The 18427-nt window shown below is 73.7% G+C and carries 17 protein-coding genes and 1 pseudogene; 12 read left to right on the top strand and 6 right to left on the bottom strand.

Annotation, left to right across the window (positions count from 1 at the left end):
* Positions 1-21 precede the first annotated feature (21 nt).
* The 8 genes from OUQ99_RS02030 (at position 22) to OUQ99_RS02065 (ending at position 10351) form a co-directional block, all read left to right on the top strand.
* Positions 22-1947: a methylmalonyl-CoA mutase subunit beta gene (locus OUQ99_RS02030; RefSeq protein ID WP_267947710.1), complete on the top strand. Its 1926-nt coding sequence runs from the start codon at positions 22-24 to the stop codon at positions 1945-1947.
* Entirely contained in the window at positions 1944-4169 is a 2226-nt protein-coding gene (gene scpA, locus OUQ99_RS02035) for a methylmalonyl-CoA mutase (protein ID WP_267947711.1), read from the top strand. The genes OUQ99_RS02030 and scpA overlap by 4 nt, the downstream gene beginning before the upstream one ends.
* A 62-nt stretch (positions 4170-4231) precedes the next feature.
* A complete protein-coding gene (meaB, locus tag OUQ99_RS02040; protein WP_267947712.1) occupies positions 4232-5275 on the top strand; it encodes a methylmalonyl Co-A mutase-associated GTPase MeaB in 1044 nt (347 codons plus the stop codon).
* A gap of 350 nt (positions 5276-5625) precedes the next feature.
* Positions 5626-5997, top strand: coding sequence for an STAS domain-containing protein (locus tag OUQ99_RS02045; RefSeq protein ID WP_267947713.1), 372 nt, complete (start codon positions 5626-5628; stop codon positions 5995-5997).
* A gap of 11 nt (positions 5998-6008) precedes the next feature.
* Entirely contained in the window at positions 6009-6728 is a 720-nt protein-coding gene (locus tag OUQ99_RS02050; RefSeq protein WP_267947714.1) for a class I SAM-dependent methyltransferase, read from the top strand.
* A gap of 153 nt (positions 6729-6881) precedes the next feature.
* Entirely contained in the window at positions 6882-7280 is a 399-nt protein-coding gene (locus tag OUQ99_RS02055; protein ID WP_267947715.1) for a MerR family transcriptional regulator, read from the top strand.
* Positions 7277-7609, top strand: coding sequence for a thioredoxin family protein (locus OUQ99_RS02060; RefSeq protein ID WP_276567183.1), 333 nt, complete (start codon positions 7277-7279; stop codon positions 7607-7609). Before OUQ99_RS02055 ends, OUQ99_RS02060 begins: the two co-directional genes overlap by 4 nt.
* Before the next feature lie 291 nt (positions 7610-7900).
* The gene (locus OUQ99_RS02065; RefSeq protein ID WP_267947716.1) at positions 7901-10351 is read left to right on the top strand and encodes a PEP/pyruvate-binding domain-containing protein; all 2451 of its coding nucleotides are present in this window, start codon (positions 7901-7903) and stop codon (positions 10349-10351) included.
* A 73-nt stretch (positions 10352-10424) separates the two neighbouring features.
* Here OUQ99_RS02065 and OUQ99_RS02070 read toward each other — a convergent pair whose 3' ends face one another.
* Positions 10425-11144, bottom strand: a complete 720-nt coding sequence (locus OUQ99_RS02070) for a MerR family transcriptional regulator (RefSeq protein WP_267947717.1) — start codon at positions 11142-11144, stop codon at positions 10425-10427.
* A gap of 96 nt (positions 11145-11240) precedes the next feature.
* On the opposite strand from OUQ99_RS02070, the gene OUQ99_RS02075 reads away from it, so the two are divergent.
* Positions 11241-11720, top strand: coding sequence for a DUF6194 family protein (locus OUQ99_RS02075; RefSeq protein WP_267947718.1), 480 nt, complete (start codon positions 11241-11243; stop codon positions 11718-11720).
* Between the two features lie 145 nt (positions 11721-11865).
* On the opposite strand, the gene OUQ99_RS02080 is transcribed toward OUQ99_RS02075, so the two are convergent.
* Together OUQ99_RS02080 and OUQ99_RS02085 are read right to left on the bottom strand one after the other, a co-directional pair.
* Positions 11866-12537 carry a hypothetical protein gene (locus OUQ99_RS02080; RefSeq protein ID WP_267947719.1) on the bottom strand — a complete coding sequence of 224 codons (672 nt, stop codon included), beginning with the start codon at positions 12535-12537 and terminating at the stop codon, positions 11866-11868.
* A 10-nt stretch (positions 12538-12547) separates the two neighbouring features.
* Entirely contained in the window at positions 12548-12928 is a 381-nt protein-coding gene (locus tag OUQ99_RS02085) for a hypothetical protein (RefSeq protein WP_267947720.1), read from the bottom strand.
* A 307-nt stretch (positions 12929-13235) separates the two neighbouring features.
* Here OUQ99_RS02085 and OUQ99_RS02090 point away from each other — a divergent pair, with 307 nt between their 5' ends.
* Entirely contained in the window at positions 13236-14219 is a 984-nt protein-coding gene (locus tag OUQ99_RS02090) for a LacI family DNA-binding transcriptional regulator (RefSeq protein ID WP_267947721.1), read from the top strand.
* A 548-nt stretch (positions 14220-14767) separates the two neighbouring features.
* On the opposite strand, the pseudogene OUQ99_RS02095 reads toward OUQ99_RS02090, so the two are convergent.
* Both OUQ99_RS02095 and OUQ99_RS02100 read right to left on the bottom strand, forming a co-directional pair.
* A pseudogene (locus OUQ99_RS02095) lies at positions 14768-14929 on the bottom strand (BldC family transcriptional regulator); the annotation flags it as partial.
* Between the two features lie 143 nt (positions 14930-15072).
* Entirely contained in the window at positions 15073-15555 is a 483-nt protein-coding gene (locus OUQ99_RS02100) for an ATP-binding protein (RefSeq protein ID WP_267947722.1), read from the bottom strand.
* Between the two features lie 351 nt (positions 15556-15906).
* Here OUQ99_RS02100 and OUQ99_RS02105 point away from each other — a divergent pair, with 351 nt between their 5' ends.
* Positions 15907-16707 carry a helix-turn-helix domain-containing protein gene (locus OUQ99_RS02105; protein WP_267947723.1) on the top strand — a complete coding sequence of 267 codons (801 nt, stop codon included), beginning with the start codon at positions 15907-15909 and terminating at the stop codon, positions 16705-16707.
* Positions 16704-16964, top strand: coding sequence for a DUF397 domain-containing protein (locus OUQ99_RS02115; protein ID WP_344176671.1), 261 nt, complete (start codon positions 16704-16706; stop codon positions 16962-16964). The genes OUQ99_RS02105 and OUQ99_RS02115 overlap by 4 nt, the downstream gene beginning before the upstream one ends.
* A 269-nt stretch (positions 16965-17233) precedes the next feature.
* Here OUQ99_RS02115 and xylA read toward each other — a convergent pair whose 3' ends face one another.
* Positions 17234-18391, bottom strand: a complete 1158-nt coding sequence (gene xylA / locus OUQ99_RS02120; protein ID WP_267947724.1) for a xylose isomerase — start codon at positions 18389-18391, stop codon at positions 17234-17236.
* Positions 18392-18427 lie beyond the last annotated feature (36 nt).

An 18427-nucleotide genomic window follows, 5' to 3' on the forward strand; every position in this document is an offset into this window, starting at 1 on the left:
CGGTTCTCTACCATCCGGTGTATGGACGTCCCTGAGAGCGGGGCCGCCGGAACCGGCGCCCCGAACCTGGCCGAAGGGTTTCCCGACGCCACCCCACAAAGGTGGCGGGAACTCGTCGCGGGGGTGCTGCGCAAGAGCGGTGTCCCCGAGGAGAAGCTCGCCGACGCACCCGAGTCGGCGCTGGCCACGCACACCTACGACGGGTTCGACATCGAGCCCCTCTACACCTCGGAGCCCCCGGCCGCGGACCCGGGCTTCCCGGGACTGCCCCCCTTCACCCGCGGCTACCGGCCCGGCGGCAGTGGGCCCGACGGCTGGGACATCCGCGCCCGCCACACCGACGCCGACCCGGCCGTCCTCCGCCGCCGGCTGCACGCCGACCTCATGAACGGTGTCGGCTCGCTGTGGATCGCCGTCGGCGGCGCGGGCCTGCCGCCCCCGGCGCTCGGGGAGGCCCTCGCCGACGTCCACCTCGACCTCGCGCCCGTCGTCCTGGAACCCGGCGCCGACCACGCCGACGCCGCGGCGGCGCTGCTCGGCGCGCACGCGGACGCGGGGGTGCCCGACGGCCGGATCGTCTCCCACCTCGGTATCGACCCCCTGACCGTGGCGGCGCGCGCGGGCGAGCGGCCCGACGTCATGGACCCGGCCCGCCTCGCCGCCGAACTCTCCCGGGAGCGTCCCGGCCTGGGCCTGTTCGTCGCGGACGGCACCCTCGTCCACAACGCGGGCGGCTCGGACGCGCAGGAGCTGGGGTTCGCGATCGCCGCGGGCACCGCCTACCTGCGGGCCCTGCACGCGGCCGGGCTGGACGTCGCCGAGGCGGCCTCCCGGATCGGCTTCCGCCTGGCTGCGAACGCCGACCAGTTCAGCGTCATCGCCAAGCTGAGGGCGGTCCGCGGCATGTGGAACCAGGTGCTCGCCGCCAGCGGGGTGCCCGCCGGCCGGCGCTCCATGAGCCTGCACGCCGCCACGTCCGCGGCGATGATGACCCGCCGCGACGCGCACGTGAACATGCTGCGCACCACCGTGGCGTGTTTCGCGGCCGGGGTCGGCGGCGCGGACGCGGTCACCGTCGCCCCGTTCGACTCGGCCGTGGGCCTGCCGGACGACTTCGCCCGCCGCATCGCCCGCAACACCCAGTCGCTCCTGATCGAGGAGTCGCACCTGGCGCGGGTGATCGACCCGGCCGGGGGCTCGTTCTACGTGGAGGCCCTGACCGGAGACCTGTACCGGACGGGCTGGGAGTTCTTCCAGGAGCTCGAGGCGGCGGGCGGCGCGGCCGAGGCCGTCGCGGACGGCTCGCTGCGCGAGCGCGTCGACCAGGTGTGGGAGCGCCGCCGCCGCGACCTCGCGCACCGGAGGGCGCCGCTGACAGGGGTCAGCGAGTACCCCGACCCGGCCGAGAAGCGCCTGGTCCGCGAGCCCGACCCGGCCGCGGTGGCCGGGACCTGGTTCCCGGTCCGCCGGTACGCCGCGGACTTCGAGGCGCTGCGGGACCGCGGCGATGCCCAGGAGGCGAGGACGGGGACGCGTCCGACGGCGTTCCTGGCCACGCTCGGGCCCGTCGCGGCGCACACGGCCCGCGCGTCGTTCACCGCGAACCTCCTCGCCGCGGGCGGCGTGGGGGTGCATGAACCCGGACCGCTGGCCGACGCCGACGCCGCCGCCGGGGCGTTCGCCGCCTCCGGGTGCAGGGTCGCGGTGATCTGCTCCTCGGACAGGGTGTACGGCGAGCAGGCCGAGGCGGTCGCGCGGGCGCTGAAGGGCGCCGGGGCCCGCAGGGTGCTGCTCGCGGGACCGCCGCGCGACGCCTACCGCGAGGCCGGGGTGGACGCCTTCGCCCACCGGGGCTGCGACGCGGTCGCCCTGCTCACGGACCTGGTCGACGTCCTGGCCACCGAGCCGCCCGTTCCACCCGCGAAAGCCCAGGGGGCGCACGCATGATCCCCGACTTCTCCGCCGTCGCCCCGGAACCGTCCGGCGCCGTCCCCACCGCTCCCGCCGCCTGGCGGGAGGCCGTCGAGTCCGCCACCGGCAAGGCCGCGGACGCCCTGGAGTGGGAGACCCCCGAGGGCATCGCCGTCAAACCCCTGTACACCTCCGCGGACCGCGCGGGCCTGGAGTTCGTGGACGGCCTCCCCGGCATCCCGCCGTACCTGCGCGGCCCGTATCCGACCATGTACGTCAACCAGCCCTGGACCATCCGCCAGTACGCCGGCTTCTCCACCGCCCAGGAGTCCAACGCCTTCTACCGGCGCAACCTCGCCGCCGGGCAGAAGGGGCTCTCCGTCGCCTTCGACCTGGCCACCCACCGCGGCTACGACTCCGACCACCCCCGGGTGGCGGGCGACGTCGGCATGGCGGGCGTGGCCATCGACTCCATCTACGACATGCGCCAGCTGTTCGACGGCATCCCGTTGGACCGGATGAGCGTGTCCATGACGATGAACGGGGCGGTGCTGCCCGTCCTGGCGCTGTACATCGTCGCCGCGGAGGAGCAGGGCGTCCCCCCGGAGAAGCTGTCCGGGACCATCCAGAACGACATCCTCAAGGAGTTCATGGTCCGCAACACCTACATCTACCCGCCGCAGCCCTCGATGCGGATCATCTCCGACATCTTCGCGTTCACGTCGCAGCGGATGCCGCGCTTCAACTCCATCTCCATCTCCGGCTACCACATGCAGGAGGCCGGGGCCACGGCCGACCTGGAACTGGCGTACACCCTCGCGGACGGCGTCGAGTACATCCGCGCCGGCCGGAGGTCCGGGCTGGACGTGGACGCCTTCGCCCCGCGCCTCTCGTTCTTCTGGGCGATCGGCATGAACTTCTTCATGGAGGTCGCCAAGCTCCGCGCCGCGCGCCTGCTGTGGGCGCGCCTGGTCAGGGACCTCGGCGCGACCGGGGACAAGTCGCTGAGCCTGCGCACCCACTCCCAGACCTCGGGCTGGTCGCTCACCGCCCAGGACGTGTTCAACAACGTGGCCCGCACGTGCGTGGAGGCGATGGCCGCCACCCAGGGGCACACCCAGTCGCTGCACACCAACGCCCTGGACGAGGCCCTGGCCCTGCCCACGGACTTCTCCGCGCGGATCGCCCGCAACACCCAGCTGCTGCTCCAGCAGGAGTCCGGCACCACGCGGGTCGTGGACCCGTGGGGCGGCAGCTACTACGTCGAACGCCTCACCCAGGAGCTGGCGGCGAAGGCGTGGGCGCACATCCGCGAGGTGGAGGGCGCGGGCGGCATGGCCGCCGCGATCGACGCCGGTCTGCCCAAGATGCGCATCGAGGAGGCCGCCGCACGCACCCAGGCGCGCATCGACTCGGGCCGCCAGCCCGTGATCGGCGTCAACAAGTACCGCCCCGACACGGCCGACGAGATCGACGTCCTCAAGGTCGACAACTCCAGCGTGCGCGCCCAGCAGCTGGACAAGCTGCGCCGCCTGCGCGAGGAGCGGGACGAGGACGGGGTGCGCCGCGCCCTGGCCGCCCTCACGGAGGCGGCGGGACGCGAGTCCAGGGCGGACGAGTCCCTGACGAACAACCTCCTGGCCGCGGCCGTGGACGCGGCACGCGCCAAGGCCACCGTCGGCGAGATCTCCGACGCCATGGAGAAGGTCTTCGACCGCCACTCGGGGCAGATCCGTACGATTCAGGGTGTGTACAGGAACGAGGCCGCCGGCAGCGCGGACGCGGCCGGGCTCATGGAGCGCGTGAGCCGGAGGGTGGACGAGTTCACGGAGGCGGAGGGCCGCCGCCCCCGGATCCTGGTCGCCAAGATGGGGCAGGACGGCCACGACCGCGGCCAGAAGGTCATCGCGACCGCGTTCGCCGACCTGGGCTTCGACGTGGACGTCGGTCCGCTGTTCCAGACCCCGGCCGAGGTCGCCGCCCAGGCCGCGGAGGCCGACGTGCACGTGGTCGGCGTGTCCTCGCTGGCGGCGGGGCACCTGACCCTGGTGCCGGCCCTGCGCGAGGAGCTGGCCGCCCTGGAGCGGGAGGACATCATGGTCGTGGTCGGCGGGGTCGTCCCCCCGCAGGACTTCTCGGCCCTGCGCGAGGCGGGCGCGGCGGCGATCTTCCCCCCGGGGACGGTCATCGCGGAGGCCGCCGTCGACCTGCTCGACCAGTTGGAGGAGCGGCTGGGGGGCCACGGGGAGGAGCTGTAGCGGGCCGTCGGCAGCGCGGGCGGCACGGCGACGGGGGCCGAGGGGCCGGAAGGGGAGAAGGCGTGGGCGACGAGGGATCCGCACCGGGGGCGCGCGGAGGCGGGAGGCGGCCGGTCGACGTGGCCGCCCTCGCCGAGGGGGTCCTGTCCGGGCACCGGCCGACGCTGGCACGGGCGATCACCCTGGTGGAGTCACGCCGTCCGGACCACGCCCGGTCCGCCCAGGAACTCCTCGTCCGGCTGCTCCCGCACACCGGGAAGGCCCACCGCGTGGGGATCACCGGGGTGCCGGGCGTGGGCAAGTCCACCTTCGTCGACACGCTGGGCACCCGGCTGACCGGCGCCGGGCACCGCGTGGCCGTCCTCGCCGTCGACCCGTCGTCCACGCGGTCGGGCGGGAGCATCCTGGGGGACAAGACCCGGATGGCCCGCCTGGCGGTCGACCCGAACGCGTTCATCCGGCCCTCGCCCACGGCGGGGACGCTGGGCGGCGTCGCCCGGGCGACCCGGGAGACCATGCTGCTGATGGAGGCGGCCGGGTTCGACGTGGTCCTCGTCGAGACGGTGGGCGTCGGCCAGTCCGAGGTGGCCGTGGCCGCCATGGTGGACTGCTTCCTCTTCCTCACCCTGGCCCGCACGGGCGACCAGCTCCAGGGCATCAAGAAGGGCGTGCTCGAACTGGTCGACGTGGCCGCGGTCAACAAGGCCGACGGACCCCACGCCGACGACGCCCGCAAGGCGGCCCGCGAGCTGTCGCGCGCGCTGCGCCTGCTCCAGCCGGTGCACCCGGGGTGGCGCCCGCCGGTGCTGACGTGCAGCGGCCTCACCGGGGACGGGTTGGACGAGGTGTGGGAGGCGGTCCTGCGGCACCGCCGGACGCTGGAGGCCGACGGCGCCCTCGGGGAGCGCCGCCGGGACCAGGGCGTCAGCTGGATGTGGGACCAGGTGCGGGACAGGCTGATGGACTCGTTCCTGAGGGACCCGGGGGTGAGTTCCCTCATCCCGGGGACGGAGGAGGGGGTGCGCTCGGGGGAGACGACGGCGACCCTCGCGGCGCTCACCCTGCTGGAGGCCTTCACCCAGGGTGACGCTTCCCCGAAGGGGTGAACACACGGTGACCGGATCGGGGGTCTCGGCGCCGGTGCTCGACGCGGGTGCGGCCGCAGGGGCTCCATGTCGTGAAATGACCCAGCGTAAACGGGTGATACCACCTGGCCGGAGGGAGGTTCGTGCCCACGAGGCGAAAATTTCTTGCCCTATGCCATTCCCGAACGGGCGGTTCGCTTATACCGTGTGTGTCCAACGACCTACCAGACTCGCGGACGCGCAAGCGTCCTGCCCCCGGTGGTCCGGTTCTGTGGGAGTGGCGCCGGGCCGGGTGGGCGCGACTCGCCTGTCTGCGTATGGTTAAGCGAGGGACCCCTCACCATCTCAATGTGGGGCCGGGAGGAGTGAACGTGCACAGGCTTGGGCTGAGCACGCGGGTAGAGAGCCGCAGCGTCATCGTCGCGATCGAGGGAGAACTCGACATCGCGACCGCCGCCGACCTCCAGGAACACGTCCAGTCCGCCGTCAAGGACCACGGTCCGTGGCTGATCCTGGACCTGTCCGGTCTGGACTTCATGGACTCGAGCGGCCTGAACGTCATCATCAACGCCTACCGGACCGTTCGCGAGATGGGCGGATCGCTGGCACTGGCCGCCCTCAACGAACGCGTCACCAAGGTCGTCCGCCTGGTCGGCCTGCACCGCCAGGTCCCGGTCCACCAGACCGTGGCCACCGCCGTCGCTGCCATGGAGGCACTGGAGGCCAAGCGGCAGGCCGGGTAGTCTCCGGCCGCATGAGCCGGTTTCTCCCCCTGGGTCCCGTCGACTTCTCGTGGGACCACAACAGCCACTACCACGATCACCTCCTGCGCCAGGTGCCCGGGCACGGCCCGCCCGCCGGCCGCCGGGGCGCCCCGGGGCCCTCGCGCGACGCGCTCCGCGCGCGGCCCCGGGCCCTCGACGTCGGTTGCGGCGGCGGCAGGTTCGCCCGGGTCCTCGCGACCCGGGGGTTCGCCGTGGACGCCATCGACCCGGCGAGCCGGATGATCGACCTCGCACGGACGCTGACACCGCCCCGGCTGCCGGTCGACTACAGGGTGGCCTCCCTGGAGGAGGCCGAACTGGACCCGGCGGGGTACGGGTTCGTCAGCGCGGTCTCCAGCATCCACCACATGCCGTTCGGGCCGTCCCTCGAACGGATGGCGTCCGCCCTCGCCCCCGGCGGGACCCTGGCCGTCCTCGGCCACTACCGGGAGCGCGGCGGGACCGACGCGGCCGTGGGCCTGGCCGCGCTCGGCCCGCAGTGGGCGATCGGCGTCGGCCTGGGACTGGCGCGCGTCCTCACCGGCACGCCCGACCTGCACAAGGTGGGGCCCACGGCCGAGATGCCCGTCCGCGAGCCCGACATGGACATGGGCCAGATCGCCGAGGCGGTCGACAGGCACCTGCCCGGGGCCCGGCTGCGCAGGCTGCTGTTCTGGCGGTACTCGCTGGTGTACCACCGCCCCGCCTGAACCCGGGGTCCCGCCCCCGGCCCTCCTCCCGTCCCGGCGCCCGCCCCGGTCCTGTCCCCGGTCCTCCTCCCGTCCCCGCCCCGGCCGCGGCAGGGCGGACCGGCCCCGAACTCCCTTGCCCTGACGCGGACGTCAAGGTCTAGCGTGGCGTCCATGCGCATCGGAGAGTTCGCGGAACGCGCGGGGGTCAGCACGAGGACCCTGCGGTACTACGAGTCCCGGGGGCTGCTCCCCACCCGCCGCGCGGTCAACGGCTACCGCGTCTACGACGACGAGGACCTGCGGCTGGTCGAGCAGATCCGCACGCTCCAGGACTTCGGCTTCGGACTGGAGGAGACCCGGCCGTTCGTGGAGTGCCTGCGGGAGGGCAACCCGACAGGGGATTCCTGCCCCGCCTCGCTCGACGTCTACCGCGACAAACTGGCCGAGCTCGACGCGCTGATCGGACGGCTGGGGGCGGTACGCGCCCAGGTGGGCGCACAGCTGGCCCGGGCCGAGGCGGACAGGTCCGCCGCGCCCGAGCCGCTGTGCCAGACGAGGGGACACGGATGAACGGTACGACCGGGCTGGACGAGGTCACGGACGCGACCTTCGACGACGAGGTGCTGGGGGCGGACCGGCCGGTCCTGGTGGAGTTCACCTCCGACCACTGCCCGCCGTGCAGGCAGATGGTGCCCGTGCTGGACGCGGTCGCCGCCGAGACGGCCGGCCGGATCAGGGTGGTCAGGCTGGACGTCGGCGCCAACCCCGGGACCACGCGCGCCTACCGGGTGATGGGGACGCCCACGATGCTCGTCTTCCGCGACGGCGCGCCCGTGATGACGATGGTCGGGGCCCGTTCCAGGCGCCGCCTCCTCCAGGAGCTGGAGGACGTGCGGTGAGGCCGGGCCGCCCGTATCCCCTCCGGTACGGGCGGCCCCGGTCCGTCCGCGGCTCCCGCGGCTTCCATGGATTCCGCGGTGCCGTGCCTTCCGGGCCGCCGCCCTCCCCTCGCCGTGCGCGGCGGAGCCGCCCCCTCCCCGGGGAGCCGGGGGCGGGGCCCTCCCCTCCCGTCCCGGCCCGCCCGGCGACGGGGGAGGGGGCGACGACCCGAACCCGTCCTGTGGAAAACCCGGTGCACCCCCCTCCCGCGGGGAAGGATGGAGGAGGACGGGAAGACGGAGGTGACGGCCGTGCCGGTGATTCCACTGGATCGGATCGACGCGGACCCGGCCGGGCCGGTCGGCGGCAAGGCCGCCGGGCTCGGCGAGGTGATCAGGGCGGGTGAGAGGGTTCCACCCGGCTTCTGCGTGACCGCCGCGGCGCACGCCTCCGGGGCGGTGCCCGAGGACGAGGTGGCCGCCGCTTACACGGCACTCGGCGGCGGGCCCGTGGCCGTCCGGTCGAGCGCCACCGCCGAGGACCTGCCGGAAGCCTCCTTCGCCGGACAGCAGGACACCTACCTCGACGTCGAGGGCGTCGAGGACGTGCTCGACGCCGTCAGGCGGTGCCGGGACTCCCTGTGGACGGACCGCGCCGTCGCCTACCGGCGCGACCTCGGCATCGACGACGCCTCCGTGCGCATGGCCGTCATCGTCCAGCGCATGGTGCGCCCCCGGGCGGCCGGGGTGCTGTTCACCGCCAACCCGGTCACCGGCACCCGCGGGGAGACGGTCCTCGACGCCGTGCCGGGGCTCGGCACGGCCGTCGTGGACGGCAGGGCCGAGCCCGACCACTACGTCGTCCGCCCCGACGGGAGCACCGACGGGCCCCCGGACGGCTGCCTCTCCCCCGGGGAGGTGGACGGGCTCCGGGCCGCGGGCACACGGCTCCAGGCCCACTTCGGCGCTCCGCAGGACGTCGAGTGGGCCGTCGACCACGACGGGACCGCCTGGATCCTCCAGTCCCGCCCGATCACCACCCTGTTCCCCCTCCCCCCGCCCTCCGACGGGCCGCGCGCCTACCTCGAGTCCGGCAACATGCAGGGCATGCTGCGGCCCTTCACCCCCATGGGGTTCTCCGGGCTCCGGGTGGCCGGCCTCGCGTGGTTCCGCGCGGTGGGGGCGTCGAGGGGCGGCGCGTGGGAGCGGTCGGTCGCCGAGGTGGGCGGGAGGTTCTACCTCGACCTCACGCCGTTCCTGCGCAACCGGGTGATCCGGGGTCTCCTGCCGGGGCTGATGAACGTCTACGGCCCCCGGACCGCCGCGTCCGTGCGCGCGCTCCTCGCCGACCCCCGGTTCGCGCCCCGGCGCGGCGGGCGCGTCGACCCGCGCGCCGTGGCCCGGATCGTCGCCGGGGTCGCGCCGCTCACACGCGACTTCGTCGCGGGGGCGGCGACCGCCCTCGCCTTCCCCGACGACGCCAGGCGCCGGGTCCTGCGGGCCGGGCCCGAGATCCGACGGCAGATCGCCGAGTCCTCCAGGGGCGTCGTCACGGCCGGCGAGCGCCTGGCCTTCGCGGAGGGGGTTCAGGTCCCGGTGATGACGGGCGGTATGACCCCCATGCTGGGGGCCCTGTACACCGGCATCCTCTCCGCCAAGGCACCCGAGCTCCTGCTCCGGGGCGTGGCGGCCCCGGGGGAGGTCGCCACCGTCCTCGGGGGCATGCCGCACAACGTCACCACGGAGATGGACCTGGCGCTGTGGCGCCTCGCGGAGGAGGCCGGCCCCCACCGCGCCCTGCTCGGGGAGACGCCCCCCGGGCGGCTGGCCGAGCTGTACCGCGCCGGGGAGCTGCCCGAGTTCGGGCTCGGCGGCTTCCTGGAACGCTACGGCCACCGGGGCGCGGCCGAGATCGACGTCGGCGTGCCCCGCTGGGCGGAGGACCCCGCGCCGCTGTTCGGGGTGATCGCCAACTACCTGCGGGTGGACGACCCCGACCAGGCGCCGGACCGGCGCTTCGCCCGCGCGGCGGCGGAGGCCGAACGCATGCGGGACGAGCTGGTGTGCCGCGCGATGGAGTCCAGACCGGTGCGGGCCCGGTTGGCCGCGTTCTTCTTCGACCGGGCGCGCGCACTGTCCGGACTCCGCGAGTACCCCAAGTTCGCGTGGCTGTTCGCGATCGGGGAGATGCGGCGCCAGCTCCTCCTGGTCGGGGAGGCCCTGGTGGCCGAGGGGAGGCTGGACGCTCCCGACGACATCATGTTCCTCGATCTGGAGGAGGCCCGGGCGGCGCTGGACGGGGCGGACCGGCGACAGCTCGTCGCCGAGCGCCGGGCGGTGTACACGCGGGAGCGGCGGCGCCGCAGGGTGCCCCCCGTGCTGCTGTCCGACGGGACGGACGTGGAGACGACCCTCCCCGCCCTCTCCACGGGGGACGCGGGAGACGGTGTGCTGTTCGGGGTGGCCGCGTCCGCCGGCACCGCGACGGGTGTGGCCCGGGTGGTCCACGACCCGGTCGGGGCGTCGCTGGGGCCGGGGGAGATCCTGGTCGCGCCCACCACCGACCCGGGATGGACACCGCTGTTCATGACCGCGGGCGGGGTGGTGGTGGAGACCGGTTCGACGGTGGCGCACGGACCGACCGTGGCCCGGGAGTACGGCATCCCCTGCGTGATCTGCGTGCCCGGCGTCACCGAGCTGGTCCGTGACGGAGGGACCATCACGATCGACGGCGGCGCGGGCACGATCCGGCTGGAGGACTGAGGAACGGGGGGCGGGGGGAGGGGAGGGGGCGGGGGACCCCCACCCCCGTGGCCGGCGGCGCACGGGGCCCGCTTCACCCGCGCCGGTCCCCGTCCGCCCCGGGAGGCCGCTCCCCCACCCGGACGACGAGCGCGGCGAGGGCGGCGGCGCCGTCGAGGAGGGACCTCGACCGGGCGTCGATGCTCGCGTCCCGGGCGTCCAGCGCGGTCGCCACCTCCTCCCACCGGCGGGCGTGCCGCAGTTCGGGCATCATCGCCCGCAGCGTGGCGACACGGTAGCCGGACAGGCGCAGCTGATGGACGATCCGCGCGTCACGGACGTCGTCGGGGAGGTACCGCCGCGGACCGCGCGGTGAGGAGCGGGGCGGCGCGACGAGGCCTTCGGCCTCCCAGTGCCGCAGTGTCGAGGGGCGCACGCCGAGTGCGGCGGCGAGCTCGGAGATGCCCATGGCGTCCGAGGGGCGCACGTCACCGATCGGTTCGGCGGAGATCAGGCCGGCGGCCGTCCTGGCCAGAGCGAGGTCCCGGCGCTCGGTGTGGAGCCGCGCGTGCGCCGCGTCGAGCAGTGCGAGCGGTTCCGAGCCGGGGCCCGCGTGCACCGCCCGCATGATCCTTTTGGCCTCCACGGGCCCCGTGCCGTGCGCGAGAGCCCGGTAGGCGAGCGCGGAACCCACGTGCGACGCGTCGTAGACCCGGTAGCCGGACCCGGTGCGCGGCACCGGCGGCAGCACACCGTCCCGTTCGAGGTTGCGCACCTGTTGGACCGAGTACCCGGCACGGCGTGCGACGTCCACGGTTCGCAGAACAGCCGACTTGCGACTTCTCACCGGACTGCCTGGGCTTCCTTGGGGCCAAGTCTCCACAAGCACATGAAGTAAATACTAGAAGGCATGACCACAGAAGAGATCATGGGATTCGTCGGCGGCCTCGACGGGGTTCTGACCCTCCGGCCCGGGCCCGGGGACGGTTCGCCCGAGCTCAGCTGGGGCGACACGTTCTTCTACTACGCTCCCGACGGCGAGGTCCCGCGGACGACCCAGCCGTTCGCGACGATCGTGACGAAGGACTACCCGGAGGACACGTCGTCGCGCCTGGACCGCCCCGGCGCCTTCCGCCTGAACATCTCCGCCGGCAAGGACGCCTTCGTCGAGCGGACGGGACGCCAGCCGCGTGACGCGGCCGCGGACGGGGCCGACCCGAGCGAGACCGACGCCCTGGTCCCCCACCCCGTCTACGGGGCACTGGGGTGGCTGTCCGTGGTCGAACCGGGTCCGCGAACGGAGCCGGCCGTGCGGGACCTGCTGGTCACCGCCCACAGCCTGGCCCGCTCGCGCTACGAGCGGCGTGCCGGAGAGGATCCGGCCCGGTAGCGGTCACGCCCGCCCCCGGCAGCGGACCCGGCGGCCGGAGGAGGGGGTGCGCCGGTCCGTCGGCGCGGGTGTCCGGGGTCGGCCGGGGCGGAGCCCGGCCGGGGGACGTCACCCGTTGCCCCGGCCCCGCACCCGCTCGGGGCGGTCACATGCCGCCTCCTCCTCCGTCCCCGCCGCCTCCTCCTCCGTCCCCGCCGCCTCCTCCGCCACCGCCGCCGCTGTGTCCGCCGCCGTCACCGCCGCCCCAGCCCGAACCGCCGCCGTCGCCACCGCTCCCGCCGGTGTCCGTGCCGCGGTCGCCGTACGGCACACCGCGGTCGGGGCCCGGGACGCCTGGGCCCGGAGCGCCGTACACCGGCTGCGGGCCGTACCCGGCGGAGGCCGCACGGCCCGGAGCCGCGTGGCCGGGGCTCGGCCGCCCCCGGGGACCCGGACGCGGTCGCCGTCCCGGCCCCGGGGCCGGCGCCCCCGGGTACCCGGGTCCCCGCGCCGGACCGGGCCCCGCCCGCATCAGGGCGACGACCAGCAGGACGACGGCCCCGCAGACCAGCAGGGCGTCGAGGACGTCGAGGGCCATCGGCGCGATGCCGCTGAGCAGGAGGTACCGGTCGGGAGGCAGCCCCGAGGCGATGAGTACCGGGGGGAGGAGGGCGCCGACGGCCTGGAGGAGGGCGGCGGCGAGGAACAGGGCGCCGGCGGTCCGCACCGTGCCGGGGGAGCGGGGCGCCCTGCGGGCGCGCACGAGGGCGACGACCCCGACCGCCGCGACCGGTCCCGCGACGACAACGCCGGTGACGAGGATGCTCAGGATGTACACGTCGGCCTCCTCAGGACGCCCGGTGTGTCGGAGGGACAGGGGGATGCGGCGTTCCGGGGGGACCGTGCGGGTCCGGGACGCGCCTGGTCGCCGCGACCACCAGGAGGAGCAGCCCCGCCGCGGACACGAGGCCGGGCACGAGGGAGACCAGGGTGAACAGGAGCGGGGGGACGGCGCCGTACCCGGGGTCGGTGAAGACGTAGTGGCCGCCGGCCCGGACGAGCCCGCCCAGGAGCGCTCCGACGGTGATGAGCGAGCCGCTCGCGGCCACCAGCCCCTTGCGGCCGGACGGCACCGCGAAGGCGAGGACCAGGACCACGAGGCCGAGGACCGCGAACAGGAGGACGGTCAGCGCGGAGAGGAGGACGGTGAGCAGGGGGGTGCTGGACATGGGGCCTCCGAGGGGCAGGACATCCCGACCCTAACGACGGGTGTGTGCTCCGTACCCGGTTCTGGCTGATTCCGGCCACAGGGGACCGCACCGGCCTCCACCCCGGCACCGCATGCGCGTCCGGCTCCCGACCCGCGGCCCCGATCGGCACGCCGTTCCGCGGCCGGCCTCCTCCGCGCCGGGCGCCGGATTCGCCCCGGTCCACCCCGGAAACACCGGCTCCGTGCCATGATGGCGTGGCATTGCGCCGGTTCGGCGCGGTGCGTAACATCTCTTCGAACCGGTTCGACGATGGACGGGACGGCACTTGCGGATCTCCGATGTGGCCCGGCACGCCGGAGTGTCGCCCAGCACGGTCTCCTACGTCCTCAGCGGCAAGCGTTCGATCTCCGAGGCCACCACGCGCCGGGTGCGGGAGAGCATCGACGCGCTCGGCTACCAGCCCCACGCCGGCGCCCGTTCGCTCGCCAGCCGCCGGAGCAACGTGATCGCCCTGGTCATCCCGTTGCGCGAGGACGTCCACGTCCCCGTCGCGATGCGTTTCGCGGTCTCCGTGGTCACCGCGGCCCGCGCCTTCGACCACGACGTCCTCCTCCTCACCCAGGGGGAGGGGCCCGACGGGCTGCGCCGGGTCGCCGGCAGCGCGATGGTGGACGGCGTGATCGTCATGGACGTGGAGGCCGACGACGCGCGCGTGCCCGTCCTGCGCTCCCTGGACCTGCCGTCCGTCCTGATCGGGGTCCCCGAGGACACCGAGGGTCTGACCTGCGTGGACCTGGACTTCGCGGCCGCCGGTGCGGCATGCGTGCACCATCTGGCGGACCTGGGACACACCGAGGTGGCGTTCGTCGGCCAGCCCCCATCGGTGTACGAGCGGCGCACGGGGTTCGCCGAGCGCACCGTCGCCGGGTTCGAGGAGGCGGCGGCCGAGCGCGGGGTCGTCGCCACCTCGCACCCCTGCTCCCCCGACACCGTCCGCGAGGTCGTCGGCACGCTGGTCGGGGAGCACCCCGGGGTCACCGGCCTCATCGTGCACAACGAACCCTCGGTGGGCCCGCTGCTCGAGGCGTTCGCGGAGCACGGGCGCACCGTCCCGGGGCTGTCCGTCGTCGCCATCGGGCCGGTGCCGCCCGGAGTCCCGCCGCTGACCTCGGTGGACCTCCCCGCCGAGGAGGTCGGCGCCCGTGCCGTCGGCCTGCTCATGGACAAGATCGAGGGGCCCGCGCACCCGGGGGTGACCCTCCAGGTGCCGAGGCTGACCACGAGGCAGAGCACCGCGCCCCGGCCCTGAACACCGCGCTCCCGCCCGGGGCAGAACGGCGCCGAACGGTGCGGGCCGACAATCCTTTCGGGTGAAAGGGGTCGGGCTCGCCGTCCCCGGCGCCGGGTGCCGATCAAACGCGGTCGGGGCATTGTGCGGATGGGGATGCCTGTTCGGTCACAGGATAGAGGAGAAAGGCGAGGGGGAGGCTGCTTTTCGTGGAAGAGGCGAAAAAAATCATGCCCCTTCGGATTCTCGCAGTTCAGGGAGTTCGGAAAAGAAGGAATGGTTCTCCCGTCCCTGCCCCGGCAATGCTTGGTGTCGGTATTGGCCACTTTTGTTAACAGTGTGGGGGATGGGGACCTTTTCCGGCTGTGGGCCCCGGCCACGGCCCGGGCGATGCGGCAGCGGGGCCCGGTGGTACGTGTTCCCGCCCGGCGCGGTCAGCGGTGGCCGGTGCGCAGGGTTTCGATGAGGGCCGCGACGTGTCCGGCGTCGCCCACCGCCCCGACCTCCAGTGCGAGGGCGTGGACCTGCTCCAGGGCGCGGACGACCTCGCCGCTGCCCGTCCCCGCGTGCAGGACGTGGGTGATCTGCGACCTGGGGTAGCGGCGGTGTCCGCCCAGGGTCTTGACCGAGGACAGGCGGCCGTCCTTCTCCCAGCGGGCGACGGTCTTGGGGTCCACGCGGAACAGGCGGGCGACCTCGCCGGGCGTGAGGAGGTCCTCGGCGGTGTCCATGAGGTCGGGCAGGGACGAAGGGGCGGGCACGGAGCGGTCTCCTCGGTCGGTGGGCGGTGCGGGTGCGGTTCCCGCGTCTGCGGGTGCGTCGGTGCGCGGGGATGCGGCGGCGGGGCCGTGGGGGCTCGACCGCCGCACCCGGCTCAGGGGGTCTCGACCACGGCGCGGATCGTGAGCGGGCCCATCGTGGTGCCCCGCCACTCCCACTCCCAGTCCCAGTACACGGTCAGCTCGTCGACCAGGCGCAGGCCGGCGAGCGGGGCCCGGCCGGGCTCTCCCAGGCGCGGATACGGCACTTCCGCGCCGGGCCGGGGGCCGTCGTCCGTCACGCGCACGGTGAGCAGGAACGGGTTCTGGTCGATCACGATGCGTACGCTTCCGCCCGGTTCGCCGCTGAGGGAGTGGCGGTGGGCGTTCGAGACGAGGGCGGCCGTGACGCGTGCGACCCTGTCCGAGGCGGGGCCGAGGACGGTTCCGCGCACCCAGGAGTCCAGGGTCCGGTAGTCGGGTTCGGGGCCGAGGGCGATGCCGCTCCGGTGGCGCTCCTCGAAGCGGAGGCGGTGCGGGTACGGAACGGGTTCGGGGTCCGGGCCTGGAGGCGCCGGGGGTGCGGCGGCAGGCTGCATACGTCTCACCTCGTGGTCTCTGTCATCAGGTGGGCCCTGGTCCCGGCGGCCGTCTGCGTCCCCGGCCTCCGGGCCAACTCGTGCCGGGGGGCCGCCCCACCCTGTTCCTCGGTGGACGAAGCGGCCCCGCGTGTCCGGTCCTTCCGGCTCGGATGCGCACCTCCCGACCGGTGGACGGGTGGCCGGGAGCACCCCGTGCCGCCGCATCGTGGCCGGTCCGGGCCCCTCCCGGCGACGACTCTTCCACTTGTGGCATTTCCTGGTCTACATTCATTAGGAAAGACGTTGCCTTTCGTATGCCGTGCGATGACAAACGATAATCCAGCGATATGAGCGATGAGGTGTGGAGAAGTGGATTCCGCACGTGAGCGGTTCGGTCTACTGGTGCGCAAATACCGCCTGCAAGCAGGTATGACGCAACACGAACTGGCTCGGGCTGCCGTGATCGCCCAGAGTACGGTCAGCGAGTTGGAACGTGGTATCAAAGGGACACGGCGTGAGCAAGTGGTACGCATCGACAGGGCGCTTATCGCACACGACGTTCTCGTCAATTCCTGGGACACGGCCTTCTCGCCGTCCGGGATGAACACCTACTTCCGCGATGTCGCCGAGGCGGAGCAGGTCGCGGTGGAGATCCGGGAGTACGCGCTGGGGCTGGTTCCCGGCCTGTTCCAGGTGGCGGAGTACGCCCGGGCCGTCATCCAGATCGGCTCGCCGCACGCCTCCCCGGACGCCATCGAGCAGATCGTCGCGGCGCGGCTGAAACGGCAGGAGATCCTCAAGAGACCCCATCCCCCCAGGGTGACGGTGCTGTTGGACGAGACGCTGCTGCTCCGCCGCTTCTCGGACCCCGGCGTGATGCCGGCCCAGATCACCCATCTGATCAAGGCGTCGCACCGGCCCCGGATCACCCTCCAGGTCGTCCCGATGTGCACAGAGGGCCACGCCGGTCTGGGGGGCGCGTTTATGCTTAGTTCTGCCCCTGACCGTGGCACTTTCGCCTACGTCGAAGGCCACAAAGCGGGCATGTCCCTCAAGGAACCGGAGATCGTGGCCAGCTACGACCGGACCTTCGCGGAGCTGAGGAGCGCCGCCCTGCCGGTTCCCGCATCACGGTCTCTGATGGAACAGATTCGAGGCGATAGCGCATGATGGGCCAGAGCTGGCAGAAGTCCAGTTACAGCAACGGCGACGGCGGGAACTGCGTGGAGGCACGCGTTCACGCGATGGGCGAGACCTGGAAGAAGTCCAGCTACGGCAACGGCAACGGCGGCCACTGCGTGGAGGCCCGGACCGTTTCCGCCGCCTCGCGCGTGCTCCTGCGCGACACGCAGAACCGCGGGTCCGGCCACCTGTCGGTGCCGGTCCGCGAATGGGACGCACTGCGTCTCGCACTCAGCGGTCAGTAGTCCCGCACACAGTTCCGCCCCCTGCCAGGGCTGTTGGCAGGGGGCGGTCGTGTTCTGCTCGACCAGGCTACCCGCAGGTCACCGCCTGTGCCGGTGACCAAAGTCCCCTCCCGGAGCGTCAGGGCGCGGTCGCTTCCCGTACTCGCCCGAGGTCACGCCGCCCCTCTGCCGGACGGCCGCCCCGGTCGGCCCGGTTCCACCGCGAACACCCGTCGGCCCGTCCGCGGCAGGAGCCCTCCGCGCTCCGCGGTGCCCGGCCCGGGGCCGCGTCAGCGGACGCCGAGGAGGTGCTCCAGGGCGAGCTGGTCCAGGCGCTCGAAGTGGTAACCGCGCTCCCCGACCTCCGCCAGGTCGATCTCCTCCGCCAGGACGTCGGCCAGGCTCTCCTCCCGGCCCAGCGTCGGCACCGACAGCTCCGGCACGCGCGAGGCCTCCAGTGCGGCCACGACCTCCGGGTCCGCGCGGAACGCCGCGGCCTTCTCCTTGAGGATCAGGTAGTTGCGCATGCACGCCGAGGCGGACTCCCACACCCCGCTCATGTCCTCGGTCCGGGGCGGCTTGAAGTCGAAGTGCCGGGGGCCCTCGTACCCGGCGCTCTCCAGCAGGTCCACGAGGAAGAACGCCTCCTTCACGTCCCCCGCGCCGAACCTCAGGTCCTGGTCGTACTTCACCCCGCGCTGCCCGTTGAGGTCGATGTGGAACAGCTTCCCGGCCCACAGCGCCTGGGCCACGCCGTGCGTGAAGTTCAGCCCGGCCATCTGCTCGTGTCCGACCTCCGGGTTCACGCCCACCATCTCCGGGTGCGCCAGCTCGTTGATGAACGCCAGCGCGTGCCCGACCGTCGGCAGCAGCACGTCGCCGCGCGGCTCGTTCGGCTTGGGCTCGATCGCGAACCGCAGGTCGTAGCCCTGGTCGATGACGTATCCGCACAGGATGTCGAACGCCTCGCGCAGCCGGTCCAGGGCCGCGTGGTCGTTCTTGCCCGCCTCCGACTCCGCGCCGTCCATGCCGCCCCAGCACACGTAGGTCTCGGCGCCGAGGGACACCGCCAGGTCGATGTTGCGGATCACCTTGCGGATCGCGTACCGGCGCACGTCCCGGCTGTTGGAGGTGAACCCGCCGTCCCGGAAGACCGGGTGCGTGAACAGGTTCGTGGTCACCATCGGCACCGCGAGCCCGGTCTCCTCCAGCGCGGCCCGGAACCGCTTGAGGATCGCCTCGCGGTCGGAGTCCGAGCTCCCGGGCGGGACGAGGTCGTCGTCGTGGAACGTGATCCCGTGGGCGCCGAGGCCGGCGAGCGCGCGTACCGCGTCGGCGCCGTCGAGGGGGGGCCGCACCGCGTCGCCGAACGTGTTGACGCCGCGCCAGCCCACCGTCCACAGGCCGAAGGTGAACCTGTCCGCGGGCACGGGCCGGTAGTCGCTCATGACGTGTCTCCTGGGGGTAGGGGCCTCCGATCAGTT

Origin of the sequence: Streptomonospora nanhaiensis, from assembly GCF_026642255.1 — a bacterium.
GTDB lineage: Bacteria > Actinomycetota > Actinomycetes > Streptosporangiales > Streptosporangiaceae > Nocardiopsis > Nocardiopsis tropica.